The 19,468-nt window shown below is 47.0% G+C and carries 11 protein-coding genes; 8 read left to right on the forward strand and 3 right to left on the reverse strand.

The features are described 5' to 3' along the window. Positions 1–347 precede the first annotated feature (347 nt). From SPB21_RS11755 to SPB21_RS11770, 4 genes are all read left to right on the forward strand, one after another. Complete coding sequence (locus SPB21_RS11755) at positions 348–2,600, forward strand: GAF domain-containing sensor histidine kinase (protein WP_499866625.1); 2,253 nt, start codon at positions 348–350, stop codon at positions 2,598–2,600. An 87-nt stretch (positions 2,601–2,687) separates the two neighbouring features. Further along, positions 2,688–5,726, forward strand: a complete 3,039-nt coding sequence (locus SPB21_RS11760; RefSeq protein WP_499866626.1) for a response regulator — start codon at positions 2,688–2,690, stop codon at positions 5,724–5,726. A 54-nt stretch (positions 5,727–5,780) separates the two neighbouring features. Further along, on the forward strand, positions 5,781–6,164 hold the full coding sequence (locus SPB21_RS11765) for a response regulator transcription factor (protein ID WP_163662974.1): 384 nt from the start codon (positions 5,781–5,783) through the stop codon (positions 6,162–6,164). Positions 6,165–6,184: 20 nt separating this feature from the next. Then, positions 6,185–8,980: an ATP-binding protein gene (locus tag SPB21_RS11770; protein ID WP_499866627.1), complete on the forward strand. Its 2,796-nt coding sequence runs from the start codon at positions 6,185–6,187 to the stop codon at positions 8,978–8,980. A 69-nt stretch (positions 8,981–9,049) separates the two neighbouring features. On the opposite strand, the gene SPB21_RS11775 is transcribed toward SPB21_RS11770, so the two are convergent. The 3 genes from SPB21_RS11775 to SPB21_RS11785 form a co-directional block, all read right to left on the reverse strand. Further along, a complete protein-coding gene (locus SPB21_RS11775; protein WP_499866628.1) occupies positions 9,050–9,244 on the reverse strand; it encodes a hypothetical protein in 195 nt (64 codons plus the stop codon). Next, entirely contained in the window at positions 9,241–11,493 is a 2,253-nt protein-coding gene (locus SPB21_RS11780; RefSeq protein WP_499866629.1) for a heavy metal translocating P-type ATPase, read from the reverse strand. The genes SPB21_RS11775 and SPB21_RS11780 overlap by 4 nt, the downstream gene beginning before the upstream one ends. Before the next feature lie 404 nt (positions 11,494–11,897). Next, positions 11,898–12,095 (reverse strand): heavy-metal-associated domain-containing protein, encoded by a 198-nt coding sequence (locus SPB21_RS11785; RefSeq protein WP_499866630.1) that lies wholly within the window; start codon positions 12,093–12,095, stop codon positions 11,898–11,900. A 482-nt stretch (positions 12,096–12,577) separates the two neighbouring features. Here SPB21_RS11785 and SPB21_RS11790 point away from each other — a divergent pair, with 482 nt between their 5' ends. The 4 genes from SPB21_RS11790 (at position 12,578) to SPB21_RS11805 (ending at position 19,381) form a co-directional block, all read left to right on the forward strand. Continuing rightward, positions 12,578–13,756, forward strand: a complete 1,179-nt coding sequence (locus tag SPB21_RS11790; RefSeq protein WP_499866631.1) for a glutamate--cysteine ligase — start codon at positions 12,578–12,580, stop codon at positions 13,754–13,756. An 895-nt stretch (positions 13,757–14,651) separates the two neighbouring features. Continuing rightward, the gene (locus SPB21_RS11795; RefSeq protein WP_499866632.1) at positions 14,652–16,880 is read left to right on the forward strand and encodes an endo-1,4-beta-xylanase; all 2,229 of its coding nucleotides are present in this window, start codon (positions 14,652–14,654) and stop codon (positions 16,878–16,880) included. Between the two features lie 199 nt (positions 16,881–17,079). After that, entirely contained in the window at positions 17,080–18,483 is a 1,404-nt protein-coding gene (locus SPB21_RS11800) for a multicopper oxidase family protein (protein WP_499866633.1), read from the forward strand. Between the two features lie 76 nt (positions 18,484–18,559). Next, a complete protein-coding gene (locus tag SPB21_RS11805) occupies positions 18,560–19,381 on the forward strand; it encodes a tetratricopeptide repeat protein (protein ID WP_499866634.1) in 822 nt (273 codons plus the stop codon). The last annotated feature ends 87 nt before the right edge of the window (positions 19,382–19,468 follow it).

Here is a 19,468-nt window from a genome sequence, read left to right on the forward strand (position 1 = left end):
TCAAAGACTACTAAATCTGAGATGAGTCATACGAGAAAAATTCGTTGCCAAGGACAACTTTGGGGTGGATTTACAAATCTCTGGATTGGGTCCGGATTATTACATGACTAATACGGAAAGATTTGTGAACCTGGTGCTCAATGTTTGCTGTCTGGCATAAATAAATTGGTATAGAAAATTAAAAATCTCGGCATATGTTTAAGTAATTTGCTATTGATGTCCTGTATAACGGGAATTCTCAGAACGTATGCAGGTTTTATGCTGGTTGGTAGGATATGCTGCTAGACCAGGTTCAAAAAACCGTAGCTAAAGGCTAGAAGCTAATAACTTCAGGGATGTCCCCTTTGATGGTGAGTATTGATTTAAAGAAAATAGTTCTTAAAAAGGAATACTCCCTAATTCAGGATGTGCTACAGGCTACGGCCTCTAGCGTCATTATTGAAACGGCTGATGGACAGCAGCTACTAGGCAATAGTGCCAATGGGCACAAGCGCTATCCCATTGATTTAGATGGATACACGTTAGGGTGGGTCAAGGGTGATGAAAAGGCCCAGGCCATTGCCCACCTGATCTCTAAATTGGCCTATCGAGAATCAGAAAAACGATCGTTAGCTGACGAGTTGCTGGGGAAGTATAAGGAAATCTCCCTGCTCTTCAATCTGTCAGAAAAAATTATCGATAGTTCAGATATTCAGGAGGTGGCTTCTCTGGCGCTAGAGCAGGCATGCCAACTGCTGAAATCGGACCAGGGCACCCTGATGCTAATGCAGGATGCGGAATCGCTGGAGTGCATTGCTCGGTTTGGTAAGGGGAACTTATTTCAAGAAACCATCGCTGTGGGCTGTGGCATTATTGGCACGATTGCCCAGGTTGGGCGCGGTGAGATTGTTAATAATGTGGCGTCAGACGTGCGATGCCCATCGCAGCAAACGATTGCGCTGATGTGTGTGCCGCTCAAAAGTAAGGAGTCTGTAATTGGCGCGATCGCACTTAGCAGATCGGTTACCAATCCTTACAGCGCCGAAGATCTAAAGCTATTGACCACCATGACATTTCAAGTAGCTGGTGTGATCAACGCGCTGTTACATGAGCGTCAGCTCAAAGAAAGCCGTCAGAATGATTTAATCTTTCGCCTCTCCAGTCAGATTCGAGAATCCCTGGAACTCAACATCATTTTGACCACAGCGGTGAGCGAAATTTACCGCACCCTCAATGCAGATCGCTGTTGCTTCCTTTGGGTTCAAACGCCAGCTAAATTGGCAGGCCCGCTCCATGGGTCCTGTCCGGTTTCACCCAGCATTGGTGGCTTAGAAGTGGTCACCGAATCTAGACGCAGCCAAATGCTGCCCTTGGTGGGTGAATATGCCGCTGATGCAGTGGGCAGTCTAGCCCAATGGTTGGGTCAGCAGTCCTTAGTCAAGATCAATAATGTCAGTGCCCTAGAGGATGTCCCCACCCGAACGTTTTTGCAAGCTCACGACTTTGCGTCGTTATTGGCCGTTCCTATCAAGACTCGTTCGGGTGACATTGGGGCAATTTGCTGTGGCACCAGTCAGGAGGCTAGAACCTGGAGCGACAGTGAGGTGGCTCTACTACAGGCGGTGACCAACCAATTGGCCATTGCCCTTGATCAAGCAGAACTCTATGAGCACAGCTGTCGTGCTGCCCAATTGGCCCAGGAAAAGGCTCAACAACTGGCTGCCACACTAAAAACGCTACAACAAACCCAGCTACAGCTGATCCAGAGTGAAAAAATGTCGGGTATTGGTCAAATGATGGCAGGGGTGGCCCACGAAATTAATAATCCGGTCACATTTATCTATGGAAATCTGGAGTTTGTGCAGGAATATACTCGAGACTTGGTGGAATTGGTAAAACTTTACCAGCAAGAGTATCATTCTCCCTCTGAGGGATTACAGCAGGCCATTGAGAATGTAGAGCTGCCCTTTTTGCTAAAAGACCTGCCGGAAACCCTTAATAGCATGGCCGTCGGTACCGAACGCATCCGCGATATTGTACTGTCGCTCAAGAACTTTGCCCGTTCCGATCAATCTGAGTTTAAATCCGTTGATATCCACGAGGGCCTTGACAGTACCTTACTGATTTTGCGTCATCGCCTCAAAGCCCAGGCTGATTTTCCGGGTATCGAAGTAATTAAACACTACAGCGATTTACCCTTGGTTCACTGCTACCCCAGCCAGCTCAATCAGGTTTTCATGAATCTTTTGGCCAATGCCATTGATGTCCTGGAAGTCCCACCGTATTACCATGCACCGAGAATTACGATTACGACGCTGCAACTTCACCCAAACCGGATTCAAGTTCGGATTCATGATAATGGCCCGGGAATTGTTGCCAAAATTCGAAATAAGCTATTCGATCCCTTCTTCACCACCAAGGATGTGGGTAAAGGTACGGGGCTAGGTCTTTCAATTAGCTATCAGATTATTACTGAACGCCACAAAGGTCGCTTAGTTTGTCAGTCTGAGTTAGGTCGGGGGACGACGTTTTTGCTTGAAATTCCAGTTAAACAGGATGATCTTGAAATGAACAATGCTAGAGACAACATAGATAAGCGCCGTCAATCAAGACCTTATTAAACAAGGTTTTTAGTCCTTTTTTGTTTCAGGTTCATCCAGCTGACGCTAACGCAATTTTAGGCATGCTCCATTCCTTGGGTAATAGTTATGGATAATGGCTCACAGTCATCACAGCTATGGTTGGGACAACCAACGGCAGCATCAGGTAAACGGCATAAATTACAACATAAGGTCACGGTATTTGCCATTGCCCTTAGTACCTTGCCTGTTGTGCTCATCGGTAGTGCCGCTTATCTGTTTGCCAGTCGCTCCATAACTCAACAAGTTATTCAAGAAAAGCGCCAGCGTACGGAAGTCATGGGCGATAAGTTAGATCAGTTTCTGGTCAGTCGGCTGCGTGAGGTGGAATCCTTAGCCGTTAACCCAGTGTTGACCCAAGCAACGCTGCGCAATGACTCGTCTCCCAATCAGCAACAATTACTACTCACTGAATTTGCCAATAGCCTTGACTATTTTGACAGCATTATTTTGTTTGATCTGGATGGAAATCCAGTAGCACAGGCGACTACGGGCAAACCTTTTGTTGGTAACTATGGGGATCGTGAGTATTTTCAAGCGGCTGTAAAAACTGGGCAGTCCACAATGAATGGCCCCGGGTTGTCGTCTAGTTCAGGCCTCCTCCGGGTGGAATACGCTGTTCCCGTCAAAGACCTAGAAACCGGTAACTCAATCTATATTATTAGAGCCCGTGTGCCAGGGCATTATATGAGTGAACTCTTCGAGATTTTTGAAGAGCATAAACGAGTTTGGCATCTCTTTAATTCCGATGGCATGATTTTTGCCAGTGCTCGACAAAATTACCTGGCCCAGACTGTTGAGAGCTACTATCCAAGTTTAATGGAGATCTTTGAGAGTAGACGGTCTCAGGCTAAAGTCTTTGCCAATAGTCAAGAAGATAACAGAAAACAACTGGTTGCCTATGCTCCCGTAAATCTTAGCAACAGTGTAAACTCTGAGTCTATTGGTGCTCTGATTACTGCTGATACTGCAATTGCATTTGCCCCCCAATATCAGCTGCTGCGCATTTTTGCCCTAGGGACGGGGCTGACGGCTGTTCTTGTTGGGGCAATTACGACCTATGTGGCTAACCGTGTCATTCGTCCAATTCAGCATCTGACCCAGGTGGCTCAGCAGGTCACCCATGGGGGTAACTTTGCACTGAGGGCCAAGGTTAACAATCAAGATGAAATAGGATTGTTAGCCAACTCTCTCAATCAGTTAATCACCTGGATAGGGCAGTATACGGAAGAGTTAGAGCGAAGTCAGGAGGACCTGGAACAGCGGGTTAAAGAACGTACAGAACAACTTGATGCCATCATCGATAATCTTGGTGATGGGCTGTTGGTGATTGATTCAACTGGCACTATTATTCGCTGCAATCCTGTGCTGGTTCACATGTTCAATCTATATGCCAAAACCGTTACGGGATCGCCCTGTCATGAAGTTTTTCAGACGGATTTGTCTCAACTCATTGCCAAAAACCAGGCTGATCCGACCCAGTTGCTGATTACCGATGTCGAGCTGCCTAATAATGGCATTGGTCAGGCCTTGGTCACTGCTGTTGTGAGCAATAATAGCAACGTCGTTCCGGGGGGAGATTTTGATTCCATTGTTCTCATTCGTGATATTACGGCTGAGAAAGAAGTGGATCAAATGAAAACCGACTTTATTTCGACGGTTTCCCATGAGCTAAGGACACCCCTGACGTCGATTTTAGGGTTTGCCAAACTGATCCAAAAGAAACTGGAAGATACTGTATTGCCCGCTGTAAAGATTGAGACTAAAAAAACGGACCGGGCAGTGCGACAGGTCCGTGACAACCTGGGCATTATTATCTCTGAAGGGGAGCGTCTGACCTCCCTGATCAACGATGTGCTCGATATTTCTAAAATTGAGGCGGGCAAAATTGAGTGGAACATGCAGCCGTCATCTATCTCGGATCTGATTGAGCGAGCCATTTCAGCGACATCGGTGTTGGCCCAAAACAATGGCTTAGAAATTGTTCTTGATGTTGAACCCGAATTGCCAAAGGTGGTGTGCGATCGCAACCGCATCATCCAAGTATTGATCAATCTGATCTCCAATGCCATCAAATTTAGCAATGAGGGAGTTGTCACCTGTTTTGTGCGGCATCAAGATATTGAATTATCGATCAGTATCATTGATACGGGCATTGGCCTGTCCACAGATGACCTAGAGAAAGTATTTGAGAAGTTTACCCAGGTAGGTAAAGTCATGACCGATAAACCTAAGGGAACGGGGTTAGGACTACCGATCTGTCGACAAATTATTGAATACCATGGCGGTCGCATTTGGGCCGAAAGCGCCCTCGGTCAGGGGAGTACCTTTACCTTTACCCTGCCTTTGACCGCAGATCTAGAAGCCAAGCCAACAAACATGAATCTGGAGACCCTGGTCCAGCAGCTAAAAGAAAATGTACGACAGACCGTGGCCGCCGCACCGGTCACAGACACTCCCCAGAAAACAATTTTGGTAGTTGATGATGAACCCCATATTCGGCAGCTTTTGCGCCAGGAACTAGAAGCTGTGGGCTATAAAGTCCAGATGGCTAAAGATGGCATGGATGCCCTCAATCAGGTTAAGGCATCCCCCCCAGATCTGATGGTGTTGGACATGATGATGCCGAACATTAACGGCTTTGATCTGGTGGCTATCCTCAAGCATAATCCAGCGACCATGGGTATTCCCATCATTGTGGTGTCTATTGTTCAAGATCAAGAACGGGGCTATCGTCTGGGTGTAGATCGCTATCTCAGTAAGCCCATCGACACAGAGGTGCTGCTCAAGGACATTAAAACTTTATTGGACCAGGGCACATCCAATCGTCAGGTACTCGTGGTGGATATAGATACATCAATGGCCAAGACCCTGACGGATGTTTTACTGTCGAAGGGCTATACCGTTACTGAATCGACCACTGGTAAGGACGGTATTGAAAAAGCCCTTTCCCTGAAGCCCGAGATGATCATTGTCGATTCGGCCATTTCCATGGAACATGAGGTGGTCAACACCTTACAATTTGACAATGGCTTAGAGAATATTTTTCTCATTATGGTAGAAAATTCTCAAGTTATATCACCACCGGATTCAGCTAATTCTGCATGATGTCAGCTGTTTGATGGTCGACCTTTTCTCCCACTAATCCATTGGAGTAATTCCATGAATAAAGCTGTTTTAATTGTTGATGACGAAGTGCATATCCGGGTGCTGATGGAACAAACCCTGGAGGATCTTGAAGACGAAGGCGTAGAGCTGTTGACGGCAACTAACGGCATGGACGCCTTAACCCTAATTCGTACCAAGAAGCCCAATTTGGTTTTTTTAGATGTGATGATGCCGAAACTGAATGGTTTTGAGGTTTGTCAGGCGGTGAAGGAAGATGCTGCGGTGCGCGATACCTACATCATCATGTTGACGGCTAAAGGGCAGGAATTTGATCAGCAACAGGGGCGTGAAGTGGGGGCTAACTTGTATATGACCAAGCCGTTTGACCCTGACGAAATCCTAGAAAAAGCTGCGGAAGTCTTAGCTATTGCCCTATAGAATGCCCTATAGAACCTTATATGAGTATCCAACCATCGTCATCTGCTAATTCTTCCCATGGCATCTTACCAGCCCAGGTTAGAAGCTGGTTGCGCAACCTGAAGGTAATTCAGAAAATTGGTTTGGGATACGCCTTGGTGGTCGGTATTGTTGTTGCTGGTACAGGCACAGGTATTAGTATTGCTCGGCGCTATGAGTTTGAGGCTTACCAGGGCAATGAAGATGCTATTGAGGAGATTTTAAGTCTACGGAATCTAGAGAAATCCCTGAATCGATTTATTGCCTATGAGCGTCAGCTGATTACCTGGCTTGAAAATCCAGACCAGTTTCTAATCAATTATGATCTTTATCGCTCGAGTGGTAGAGATTTTCAAAAAGATTGGTTGAGTTTACAACAGAAATATGACGATGATATTGAAAGCGGTGTAGAAGAAACCGAAGATGAGCTGGAACTGTTGGATGAATTAGTTGAGAACTACGATGGTGTTGTTGAAACTAATTTAGAAGAGCTTGATCAATTTGTAAAAGGGATGGATCTGAGCGATCTACAGGATCGAGAACTCCTGGTAGCTCGTCAGGAATTCGTGGATTTAAATCGCCGTCCTGCTGCACTAGAGCTGGAAGAATTTGCACGAAATTTAGCAGCTCTGGCTGACTTCATTGAAGAAGATGAACTGAGGGAATCCAGGGAAATTGTTCAAGAATCTGCGCGACTGCAAGCCCAGGTGATTACCATCAGTGTTATTTTATCGCTTATATTTGCTAGCCTATTGGCCTACCTCATCAGTCGTACCATCAGTCAACCACTGCGCGCGGTTGAAGAAACTGCCTTACAAGTCACACGGGATGAGAATTTTAACCTGCGAGCGGGGGTGGTCAATCAGGATGAAATTGGCAGTTTAGCCCAGTCTCTAAATCAGCTCATTGAGTGGGTGGGTGCCTATACCCATGCCCTAAGAACAACTCAACAGGATTTAGAAACCAGAGCCCAAGAGCTAAATGCCATTATTGATACCCTGGGGGACGGGCTATTGGTTATTGATGCCGCAGGTCAGATTACCCGAGCTAACCCTGCCCTGAGAAAGATGTTTCGGTTAAATGGAACCCCCTTGCGTGGTCGACCGATGCAAGACGTGTTTGATCGGTCGATTACGGACCTGATTGTTCAGAACCAAGCAGCTCCAGACATAAATCTCAGTGTTGAAGTGAATTTGTTAGAAAAGCGAGTGGGGCAAGCCCTGGTGACAGCGATCACGTCCAACCGAGAGACAACGGCAAGTTCTGAGCCTGGAAAAGCTCATGGTTCTGTTGTTTTAATTCGTGACATTACAACTGAGAAAGAAGTGGATCAAATGAAAACCGACTTTCTTTCGACGGTTTCCCATGAGCTAAGGACACCCCTGACCTCGGTCCTAGGCTTTGCTAAATTGATTCAAAAAAAGCTAGAAGACACCGTATTGCCTGCGGTGAGTGCTGAAACTAAGAAAACGAATCGAGCGGTACGCCAGGTGCGGGAAAACCTCGGCATCATTGTATCTGAGGGTGAGCGCTTAACATCTTTGATTAATGATGTATTGGATATTTCTAAAATTGAAGCAGGCAAAATTGAATGGAACATGCAGCCGACATCTGTGGCTGAGATTCTAGATCAGGCAATTTCGGCCACGTCTGTTCTCTTTCAAGCCAGTGGTTTGGATCTGATTCGTGAGGTTGAACCAGGGTTGCCAGAGGTAATATGCGATCGCAATCGCTTGGTTCAGGTGCTCATTAACCTACTTTCTAACGCTATCAAATTTACGGATAGTGGTTCCGTCACATGTCGTATTTATCAACAAGATGCTGAAATTATTATCAGTATTATTGATACGGGTATTGGTCTTTCCGAAGACGATCTCGAAAAAGTGTTTGAAAAGTTCACCCAGGTGGGTGAAATAATGACTGACAAGCCTAAGGGTACCGGTCTAGGGCTACCAATTTGCAAACAAATCGTTGAACATCACGAAGGGCGAATTTGGGTTGAAAGCCAGCAGGGGCAGGGTAGTACTTTCTCCTTTACCTTGCCTGTGAATGCATCGCAGGAGAGTGAAGCAACTAGCGTCAATTTACAGTCCCTGGTACAGCGGCTCAAAGAAAACGTAGATCGAGCCGTTACTCCAACGGAAAAGTCTCAGAAAACAATTCTCGTGGTGGATGATGAACCCCATATTCGTCAACTGTTGCGCCAGGAGTTAGAAGCAGTTGGTTATCGGGTTAAAACGGCTAACGATGGTATGGATGGCCTCAATCAAGTCAAGGCAGAGCCACCGGATTTAATCATCCTTGATGTGATGATGCCCACCATCAACGGCTTTGACTTGGCTGCTGTGCTCAAGAACAACCCAGCTACCATGGGCATTCCCACCATTATTCTTTCTATTATTCAAGATCAACAGCGGGGCTATCGTCTTGGCATCGATCGCTATCTCACTAAACCGATCGATACAGAGGCGCTGCTTCGCGATATTAAAATTCTGTTAGACCAGGGCACGTCAAACCGTAAGGTGCTGGTGGTTGACATGGATGTTTCCACCACTAAAAATCTGACGGATGTGTTGCTATCTAGGGGGTATACCGTTACCGAAGCGACGACGGGTAAAGAAGGCATTGCAAAGGCTCTGGCACTTCAGCCTGATATGATTATTGTCGATTCAGCGATTTCCATTGAGCATGATCTCGTGAATACGCTGCGCTTTGATAATGGTCTAGAGACTATCTTTATTATCATGGTAGAAATGTCCCAGGTTACAGACACTTCGAATCCCACAGAACCCACGTAATCCCGTAGGGGCGAATAGTAGGGGCGCACAGCAGTGCGCCCCTACAAAGGAAAACAATCTATTTGTCCCTTATTTTTTCTTGCCAAGAAACCACCACAGTTCTAACGCAAGCAATCCTAACCCCGCGACAGTCACCCCAAATTTGACCACCAATGGCTGTTCAATCGCCTGAATACTGCCAACGTTTGCACTGGCCAGGGATGCTGTACTGGCAATCAAACCCAGACAAAATAAACCACTCAGCAAAAAAGATTTGAATGTCATAGTCGTACCCCTTGCGGTCTAAACTTTCTCAGCCGTAGCGCATTGGTCACCACAGAGACCGAGCTAAAGGCCATGGCAGCCCCAGCAATCATGGGGTTCAACAGCCAGCCAAAAATGGGATAAAGAATCCCAGCGGCCACCGGAATGCCCACCACGTTGTAAATAAAGGCAAAGAACAAATTTTGGCGAATATTGGCCATGGTGGCTTTACTGAGACGGATGGCCGTGACAATGCCGCTGAGGTCGCCTGAAATTAGGGTAATATCGCTGGCTGCGATCGCAATATCCGTCCCTGTCCCAATGGAAATTCCCACATCTGCCTGGGCCAGGGCAGGGGCATCATTAATACCATCGCCCACCATGGCGACCCGTTTCCCGGTAGCCTGCAGCTGTTGCACATGGGCGGCTTTTTGGTCGGGCCGCACGCTGGCAATATATCGGCGAATGCCCACATCCTGCGCAATGGCGGCAGCCGTTGCCGGGTTATCCCCCGTCAGCATCATCACTTCTAAACCCAGGCGCTGTAAATGCCGCACGACTTCTGCAGACGATGGTTTCAAGGCATCGGCAATGCCAAGCAGCGCTTCTGCTTTACCATCCACTGCAACCCATACGGTGGTTTTAGCAGCCGACTCCCAAGCCTGTCGTCGAGACTGTAGGTGCTCGGTATTAATCCCCAGGCTCTGCATCCAGCGTTCGGTACCAATTTGCACCCGCTGACCATGGACAGTCCCCTGGACACCGCTGCCCACAATGGCCTCAAACTCCTGGACCTCTGGTAGGTTATCGACACCCTGTGCCTGCCCATAGTTAACGATGGCTGCCGCTAAAGGATGCTCTGACTGATGCTCAACGGCGGCAGCTAGCTGGAGTAGTCTAATTTCATTGCGATTGGCCGTTCCCCTGACCGTCAGGTAGTCCGTCACCATGGGTTTGCCCTGGGTGAGGGTGCCGGTTTTATCCATAATAATCGTCTGTAGCCTGTGGGCCTGTTCCAAACTCTCGGCGTCTTTAATCAAAATGCCGTTTTCAGCCCCTTTACCGGTACCTACCATGATCGATGTGGGTGTGGCCAGTCCTAAGGCACAGGGGCAGGCGATGATTAAGACGCCGACGGTGGTGAGTAGGGATAGGGTGGTGTTGCCCGTGAGATTAAACCACAGGGTGAAGGTGAGGAGTGCGATCGCAATAACAATCGGTACAAATAATCCAGTCACCTGGTCTGCCAGCTTTTGAATTGGTGCTTTTGACCCCTGGGCTGTCTGCACTAGCTGCACAATTTGGGCGAGGACCGTATCTCTACCGACCCGTGCCGCACGAAAGCGAAAACTGCCCGTTTTATTAATGGTTGCGCCAATGACTTCGTCTCCAACCCGTTTTTGCACAGGCATCGGTTCACCCGTCACCATAGACTCGTCCACGGTGGATAGGCCTGACACCACATCCCCATCCACGGGTATTTTCTCACCGGGGCGCACCGCCACGATATCGCCCACAACAACATCCTCAACGGGGATATCCATTTCTTGGTCCTGACGGACAACCCTAGCTATATTGGGCTGCAGCCCCATCAGCTGACGAATCGCGTCCGACGTTTGTCTCCTGGCCCGATTTTCTAAATATCGCCCCAACAGTAGCAGCGCAATAATCACCACAGCGGCTTCATAATATACCGCAGGCTTTAGCCCTTGAGCAGTGAGCACATTGGGAAACAGGGTGACAAATAGGGAATAAATATAGGCAGTGCCCGTCCCTAGCGCTACCAAGGTGTTCATGTTGGCCGCTCGATGGGTCAACGCTTTCCATGCACCCACAAAAAATGGCTGACCGCACCAGAACAAAACCGGTGTTGATAACACCAACTGTAGCCAGGCATTGTGCAAAAACATCGGCCATCCAGGAATGTGAATGCCCAACATGGCAGGCATGGTGCCAAACATCAGCACAATACCAATCATGCCGCTGACCACCACTCGCAACAAACGCGCCCGTTGTTCTGCTTGCTGTTCGATACGATCAGCCTCCAGACTCATCTCCCTAACAGCCGCCGCCCCATAACCTGCATCAGCAACAGCTGCCTGAATAGCATCCAGGCTAGTACTACGCTCGTCATAGTCAACGCTAGCCTGTTGGCTAGCAAAGTTGACCAGGGCCTTGTTCACCCCTGGTACTTGTTGAATAGCCGTTTCGATACTGTTGGCACAGGCCGCACAGCTCATACCTTTGAGCACTAAGGTTGCGGTAGTCATGATGGTCTCCTGGGGTCTACCCATGGAATAGGCTGGCAGCGGGTGGGGAAGCGAACACTGGGGGCAATGCAGTACTTAACAAACCGACATCCCATGCCCTCCCAGGACTACCGTGTATACATAAGTCGGAGAGTTGCTTACAGTTTCGAGCCCACTCTGCGAGAAGAGCAAAGCTCTACATCCCCCAACCCCTTGCTCCCTAAGGGAGAAGGGGGCCTGGCCTCAAAGTCCTTCGCCCCCAGGGAGAAGGATTTAGGATGAGGGCCAATTCAAGGCCTGGCCTACCTTTTGGGACATTATCTTCTAGATGTGTATACACGGCAGCCTCCCAGGAGGGAAGAAACCCCGACTTAGTAGGACTCGGTCTTAGTAGGACTCGGTGATGAAGATTTAGCCTCTGATTTCTAAGCAACTGGGGGATAGCCTGCTTTTTCGAGGGCTTCTCGTACAGAGGTTTCCGCCGCTTCTGTTTCGATATCTACCTGCTTGGTTTTAGGATCGGCAGTGACAGCGGCATTGCTATCTAATGCTTGTACAGCATTTGTGATGTTTTTTGCGCAGACATCACAGGCCATGTTGGGAACCGTTAACTGAAGTGCCATGATCTTGATTCTGATGGATTAGCCTTAGTCTAAACCCTCTAGTTAACTAGAGAGTCTAGGGGGGGGCTTTATTTACTTATATAACTTAATGGGCATATCGTGATGGGCGTTTATCTCTGCCTCTGCCAGGATTCGATACAGAATAACCCATTGCCCTCTTGCTATCACACCAAGGGACTTTTAGGCAATAGGGATGTCTTACAAGACAAGGCAGCAGCTGTATGCATCATCCAATTCTATTTGGTTTTTAATGATATTGATTACTATTAACACTCATCAATAATGAAATTATCCTTCATATGGCCTTTGAATGCTTTCTTTGTATTTAAGGCCTAAATATTCATGAATATTTTTCCATGATCTACTTTTATTCACACCAGGTTATTGACAAAACCTAGTGCTATTGACATTTTGTCGCATCATAAGTGATCTCTATATTGCCAGTATTGGCAAGAAATCTTTGAACCTTAGGGTGCATTAGCATGAGTCATTCATCTATTAATCAACCGATAAGTCCCTATCAATTTGGTCTAGAACATGAAGTTGCTTTTTGGGATCAGCGAACACATCAATTTGCTGATTTTTCCAATACTTCATTTCAGCGATTTGAGCAGTTGGTAGAACAGTTGCCCACCTATGAGTCCGACTATCCTCAACTGCGAATTGGGGATGCAGGAATAAAGCGTAAACGTTGGTACATCGAAGGCTATGAGAGATTTTCTGAAACAGGTGAACTTGTTGATTGTATGCCAAAAGGAATTGAAATTCGTACCACACTTCAGCCAACGATCGCTGGAGCAGTTCAAGAACTACGAGAGAGTTTTATCCAGCTGTGGGACGTAGCTCGTCCCACGGGGTTAATTCCTGTTTTAACCAGCTTTAACCCGGTGCAAACAACATTTACGCCAAAGCCACCCCTTAACAACTATGAGACTAGCCGACGGGAGGCGTCACCAGAAAAACAGACGGCGCATATTCCCATGTTGACCTATGGTCCAGATCTTAATTTTTCGATTCGTGGTCTTTCTACTGCTAGCTTGATCCAAGCCGGTAAAAAACTAACTTACTATAGTCCTGCTATGGTGCCGTTTAGTTTTAGTTCACCATTCTATGGGCAACAACTATGGTCGGGCCTATCGGTGCGGACCCATAGACGCACAGGGCTACGACCGGCTGCGATGGTGTTTGTCGAAAAACCTACAGACTTGATCGCCAGTTCACCCTCCCTCACAAAAATTGCCCGTCTGCCAGCAGAAATAGGACGCATTGAGTTTAAAGCCTGCGATAGCTGTGGTGACTTTGAGCTTTATGGTAGTCTCCTGGCTTTAATGAAAGGGATTGTCTTAGATACAACATTATCTGGTTCAGCCTTAGTACCCGATGCAGAGAAGCATCAACGGGCTGCGATCTATGGTTTCCAAGATGTTGAGATCTATGAACATGCGATCGCACTTTTAACAGCTGCTGAACAATCTCTGGGGGAAAGCCATGAGAGAAAATTATTACAGCCTCTATGGAATTTTGTTCATACAAAGCAAACACCTGCCCAAGCTATGGTGGAGCAATGGCAAGCCAAAGCGAGCTTAGCAGAGGTACTGAGGTCTGGCTACATCAAGGAGTACACGGTCCCAGCAACCCATCAGCTAGCGCCTCAGCTCTAATACAGCCTCTAATACAGCCAGTAGTAAACTGTCCAGATGTTGTCGATATTCCGGAGGATCTAATCTGGAAATATTGATGTAGAGCCATCTTATCTAGATCGATTGATTTCCCTAAATCATAAGTGGCTGGAGCATTGATTTTTTAAAGCGGACAAAGATGTTGATGGATAGTCTGAAACATCTTTGTCTAGCGTATGTTGCAATAACAGCTCATCGTTGAGATGCATACAGTCTGGTGGTGTAAATGAGTGATGATCAAAGGCATTTTCAATGCGTGGGACAAACACTATATATAGTTTCACTTTATAAACCTCTCTCCCCTTAATAGTTCAAAACATATACCTTGAGCTATTTATTATTTTCAAGAGAAGTGCTTTTAACTCAAGTCCATCCAAGTAATTCAAACATAAACTTTAATATCCGCTAAATTTTACTTTTTTTGATTCCAGAAGCAGTTTTCTGCCCTGTAAACGATCTTCTTCATCAAATACTCACAATCTTTTCATTAGAGGTGGCTGCCATATTGCCCCTATCCGAGATACCTTATGTGAAGTGTGTTCTGATAGTCATACAACAAAGCATTAAAGGTGCTTTGAAAACTTGAATACAAACCTAAATCATTGGCAACATATCGATCTTCATCTTCCAACAACGTGTTACCTCTAAGGTAAGGGAAGTTTTGCAATGCGCTTCTCTTTAGTTTGAAGTAACTTAGAGCACCTGAACAGGAACTCTCAAAGTTCGTAGTTTCACTAAACATACCCCTGTTGTAGGTAACAATTTTAACGATCAAAATCTTGTGATCGTGAGAAACCTCACGGTCGCAGAGATTGGTGATGTCGTAGTAAACGTTTTTGCTGGCTTCAGAAAATCATGAGATCTAATTCACTTCATTATGAACAACAACGATCGTACGTTACGTTCCGCAGCCAAAAAACAAAATATGGTGATCGGAACTGCTGTTCAAGCTCGTCGCCTGAAAAGTGATAGCCGCTACCGAGAAACTATTGCTAAGGAGTTTAACAGCATCACGGCTGAGTATGAAATGAAGTTCAGGTTCCTACAACCTGAGCGAGGTCGCTTTGACTTTAGTCAGTCTGATGCACTAGTGAACTTTGCTAGCAAAAATAATATGGATTTAAGGGGGCATACCCTCGTTTGGCACAAAGAAATTCCAAAATGGATAGAAAATGGGAACTGGAGCCGCCGAGAGCTGCTGGGTATCCTCGAAAACCACATCAAAACAGTTGTGGGACGGTATAAAGGGGAGATACCTGTATGGGATGTTGTTAATGAGGCTGTTAACGAAGACGGAACACTTCGAAATTCATTCTGGCTCAAGGAGATTGGCCCTGAGTACATTGAACTTGCCTTTAAATGGGCCCATGAGGCTGACCCCAATGCCACACTTATCTACAACGATTATAGAAATTCTGAAGTCAACAGAAAATCTAACGGTATTTATCGGTTGGTATCAGACCTGAAGGCAGACGGTGTACCCATTGATGGTGTTGGCTTCCAGATGCATATGCCAGAGGAAGATCCTCGTAATTTTAAGAGTGTTGCCGACAACATGCGCCGCCTTGGTGCCCTTGGCCTGGAAGTTCAGGTCACAGAAGCTGACGTGCGCATTAGAAAACCAGCTTCTCAAGCAGAAGTACGCAATCAAGCGGCGATCTATGAACAGATTGTTGAAACTTGTTTAGAAGCAGACAATTGTAGTTCAGTGACTCTCTGGGGATTCACGGATCGCTATTCATGGATACCTGGTTTCTTCAAGGGCTTTGGAGATGCCCATATTTTCGATGAAAATTACAAGCCTAAACTTGCTTATGAGGGTCTTTTAGATGGGTTCCAGAGTGACTCATCCCCCAATCAACCACCCGCTAAAGTGGCTCCAACCATTCAAACTCCTTCGGCAGTGACAATCTCTGAAAATGGGACTGCGGTACTCAATATCAATAGTACTGATGATGTAGACAGTGAGGGGGATGGGCTCACCTACCGTCTGAACGGTGGAGCAGATGCTGCTTTGTTCTCCATCGATAAGAACGGTGTTTTGAATTTTAAGGCAGCACCTGATTTTGAAAAGCCTGGTGATGCTAACGGTGACAACATCTATAAGGTTAAGGTTGCCGTCACTGACTCTGATTCCTTAACTGCAACTCAAAATCTCAGCGTCACAATTAAAGATGTTAACGAGTCCAGCGAACCCAATGAACCGGACAATCCGAGCGAACCCAGCAAAGTGGCTCCAACCATCAAAACATCTTCTTCAGTAACCATTGCTGAGAATAAAACTGCGGTACTCAATATCAATAGTACTGATGATGTAGACAGTGAGGGAGATGGGCTCACCTACCGTCTGAACGGTGGAGCAGATGCTGCTTTGTTCTCCATCGATAAGAACGGTGTTTTGAACTTTAAGGCAGCACCTGATTTTGAAAAGCCTGGTGATGCTAACGGTGACAACATCTATAAGGTTAAGGTTACCGTCACTGACTCTGATTCCTTAACTGCAACTCAAAATCTCAGCGTGACCGTATCTGATATCGCGGATACACCCTCAAATCCTGATACGCCTGATCCTGGTAACCCCGGTGGTGGTAACAGTACCCTTCTTGATTTGGGTAATGGCAACAACAAAATTAAGCTCAGACGTGGCAACCATACCATTCTCGCTGGGGCAGGCCATGACAAAATTGGTCTAGGAACAGGGATCGATACTGTTGATGCGGGTGATGGCAATAACTTTATTTACATGACCAAGCATAATGGGAGATCCGATGGGTCTAAAGACATTCTCACGGGTTCAGGCGATGACCGGGTGAAAGCAGGGTCCGGTGACGACCGCCTGAACTTGGGTACGGCTAAAAAATACGATATTGCCTTTGGTCGAGGCGGCAGCGACACATTTGTGTTGAACGAAGGTCGCGGTTATTTGATCATCCGAGACTTTGAACAAGGTATCGATAAGATCGAAATCGGTAGCCTGAGCTTTGATGATCTGAACCAGTCGACTAGAAATGGTAAAACCTGGCTGTCGGCAGGTAATGATACCTTGGCTAGCCTAACCTCTTTCACAGGAAGTTTGACAGCTGAAGATTTCACGACCGTAGGCTAGAAATTTAGTCTCTATCAGCTTTTGGAGAATCTTTCTGTTTCAAAGAGAGCTGATTAAAGTTCACACAGTGGCCTGAAGTCTCATAGCTTCAGGCCACTGCACAGTGCACTTATATTTCAAACGCAACGGTATTGTGAATAGATGCTACCATTTGGCTTCGATATCTAAATGGCAATTTGTGTCTATTGGACTGAGTTGTATGTATCGCCGTCAATTTCTTAGCTGTATGGCCATTGCCGCTAGCGCGCCATTGTTTTCGCAATGTGCCCGTGCTCCACGTCGTGTCACGAGTCAGGATGGGGTGTTAGAGCTATCGTTAACAGCCCAAGCTCAAACACAGGTCATCGCAGATGAGCGTACCCATTTATTGGCCTACAATGGTCAACTGCCTGGCCCTATGATTGAAGTACGGGCTGGGGATACGGTGCGTTTGACCCTAGTCAACCAGCTAGATAGACCCACCAATCTCCATTATCACGGCCTACACATCTCACCTGAGATTGATAATGTGTTTCGAGAGGTGGCCCCTGGTGAGCGCTACACCTATGAATTTCAAATCCCATCTAACCATCCGGCTGTTACAGCTTGGTATCATCCTCACTACCATCTGGATGTGGCGCGACAAGTATTTGGCGGCTTAGCAGGTCCGTTGATTGTTCGCGGAGACCTGGATGAGGTTCCTGAGCTACAGCAGGCGGATGAGACTGTGCTGGTACTACAGGATTTTGAGCCTACACTGCAGCCATTGGAACTCCATGCTCTGGGCAAAAAGTGGGGGCGTGAGGGTTCATGGTTGTTAGCCAATGGTCAGCGTAATCCTACGGTGACCATACCTCAAAATGGATTGCTGCGACTACGGTTGATCAATGCGTCAGCCTCTCGGATTTATCAGCTGCAACTGCAAAATCATCCCTGGTTTTTGATCGCGACGGAGTTCGGCGCGATCGCAACTCCCACCGCAATTGAGATCCTACGACTCTCCCCCGGTGAACGTGCCGAACTCCTAATACCGGGTCAACAAGAACCCGGAGACTATCAGCTCATTAGCCTCCCTGATGATCGCGGTATTGGCGCTGTGGTGGAGGCACTGGGGGACTCTGTTGAATACATGCCAGGTGTGGTTCAGCCTACCCAAACCACTCTTGCCACCCTGCGTTATCAGCCCAGCGACTATGCTGAGCCGCTACCGCTACCTCAGAACTTAATTCCCGTTGAGGCCTTGTCTACACCGGTTACCACACGAGAATTTGTGTTGAACCATGGGATCGGTGATAGCTCCAGTAGTTTTATTATCAATAACAAATCCTTCGATATGAGTCGGGTAGATACCCAGGTTCGTCTAAATCAGATAGAAGATTGGAAACTTATTAACCAGGCCAGTATTGATCATCCGTTTCATTTACACACTAACCGTTTTCAGGTGATTGAACGTGATGGCCAGCCTGAACCGCTGCTCGCATGGAAAGATACCGTGAGTCTTCAAGGGTATGAGACAGTTGTTATCCGTGTTCGGTTTGAAGACTTTGTGGGGCGTACAGTCTATCACTGCCATATTCTGGATCATGAAGATCAGGGCATGATGGGCATTGTGGAAATCTCCTAAATAGAAAAATCTACCCTACCCTGAAAAAGAGCAATTATTTGCTAAGGATAGTACACCGCAGTTGGGATCGTTGGCCATGGTAAATCACAGACGTTTTGCAGTTATTTTAGGGACAACCTTAGCGGTGACATCAGTCTATCAAGGCCTGGCGATGCAGCCTGCTCACGCAGTGCAGCCCGCTCACGCAGTGCCGCTGATGGCAACAACTAATGCTGACGAATTGTTGGAACGGGGTCAGCAACAGGCGGAGCAAGGACAGTTAGCGGCTGCGATCGCAACCTATACCCAACTGATTGAAACCGACGCTGATAATGCTGAAGCCTATCTGCAACGGGGCATTGCTTACCATGATGTCGGCGACATTAACCAGGCCATTGATGATTTTTCAGCAGCTCTGCGACTCCGTAGCAATCACCCAGAAACCTTCTACCATCGAGGTGAAGCCTATCTGCATACGTCCAATGTGAATGCAGCCATTGCGGACTTGACCCAGGCCATTGAACTAGATCCAGAGTTTACCCAAGCCTATATGGATCGCGGTACGGTTTTAGCTGAACTTGGACAGTTTTCCCTCGCCCTGACTGATTTCCAGCAAGCGGTTGCCCTGGAGCCGGATAATGCTGATGCCTATTACAATCGCGCCCAGGTTTACATTAGCCTCAGGGATGCACAGACAGCCCTGGCTGATTGTGATACGGCCATCCGTTTAGATCCTGAGCTGGCAGAAGCCTATGGTACCCGTGGTTTGTTAAACCACCACCTTGGTAACTCTCAACAGGCCATGGCCGATCTACAACAGGCGGCGACTCTATTTCAAAATCGGGGGGACCAGGAAAGCTATCAGATGACTCTGGGTTTCATGGATCAGGTGCAGCGGCAGATGGACGCCCAACCTTAGCCAAGTAAACCAAGAATAGTTGAACAGGCTTTCAGGTGGTAATGATTCTCAGTATCATAGAAATATGATGCTGAGGGTTACCCTTTA

Source organism: Leptothoe sp. ISB3NOV94-8A, from assembly GCF_043421595.1.
Lineage (GTDB): Bacteria > Cyanobacteriota > Cyanobacteriia > Phormidesmidales > Phormidesmidaceae > Leptothoe > Leptothoe turfae.

Bases quoted from the DNA above. Each gene is read 5' to 3' on its own strand.
- SPB21_RS11755 (WP_499866625.1), top strand. From the start codon at position 348: ATGGTGAGTATTGATTTAAAGAAAATAGTTCTTAAAAAGGAATACTCC.
- SPB21_RS11760 (WP_499866626.1), top strand. From the start codon at position 2,688: ATGGATAATGGCTCACAGTCATCACAGCTATGGTTGGGACAACCAACG.
- SPB21_RS11765 (WP_163662974.1), top strand. From the start codon at position 5,781: ATGAATAAAGCTGTTTTAATTGTTGATGACGAAGTGCATATCCGGGTG.
- SPB21_RS11770 (WP_499866627.1), top strand. From the start codon at position 6,185: ATGAGTATCCAACCATCGTCATCTGCTAATTCTTCCCATGGCATCTTA.
- SPB21_RS11775 (WP_499866628.1), bottom strand. From the start codon at position 9,244: ATGACATTCAAATCTTTTTTGCTGAGTGGTTTATTTTGTCTGGGTTTG.
- SPB21_RS11780 (WP_499866629.1), bottom strand. From the start codon at position 11,493: ATGACTACCGCAACCTTAGTGCTCAAAGGTATGAGCTGTGCGGCCTGT.
- SPB21_RS11785 (WP_499866630.1), bottom strand. From the start codon at position 12,095: ATGGCACTTCAGTTAACGGTTCCCAACATGGCCTGTGATGTCTGCGCA.
- SPB21_RS11790 (WP_499866631.1), top strand. From the start codon at position 12,578: ATGAGTCATTCATCTATTAATCAACCGATAAGTCCCTATCAATTTGGT.
- SPB21_RS11795 (WP_499866632.1), top strand. From the start codon at position 14,652: ATGAACAACAACGATCGTACGTTACGTTCCGCAGCCAAAAAACAAAAT.
- SPB21_RS11800 (WP_499866633.1), top strand. From the start codon at position 17,080: ATGTATCGCCGTCAATTTCTTAGCTGTATGGCCATTGCCGCTAGCGCG.
- SPB21_RS11805 (WP_499866634.1), top strand. From the start codon at position 18,560: ATGGTAAATCACAGACGTTTTGCAGTTATTTTAGGGACAACCTTAGCG.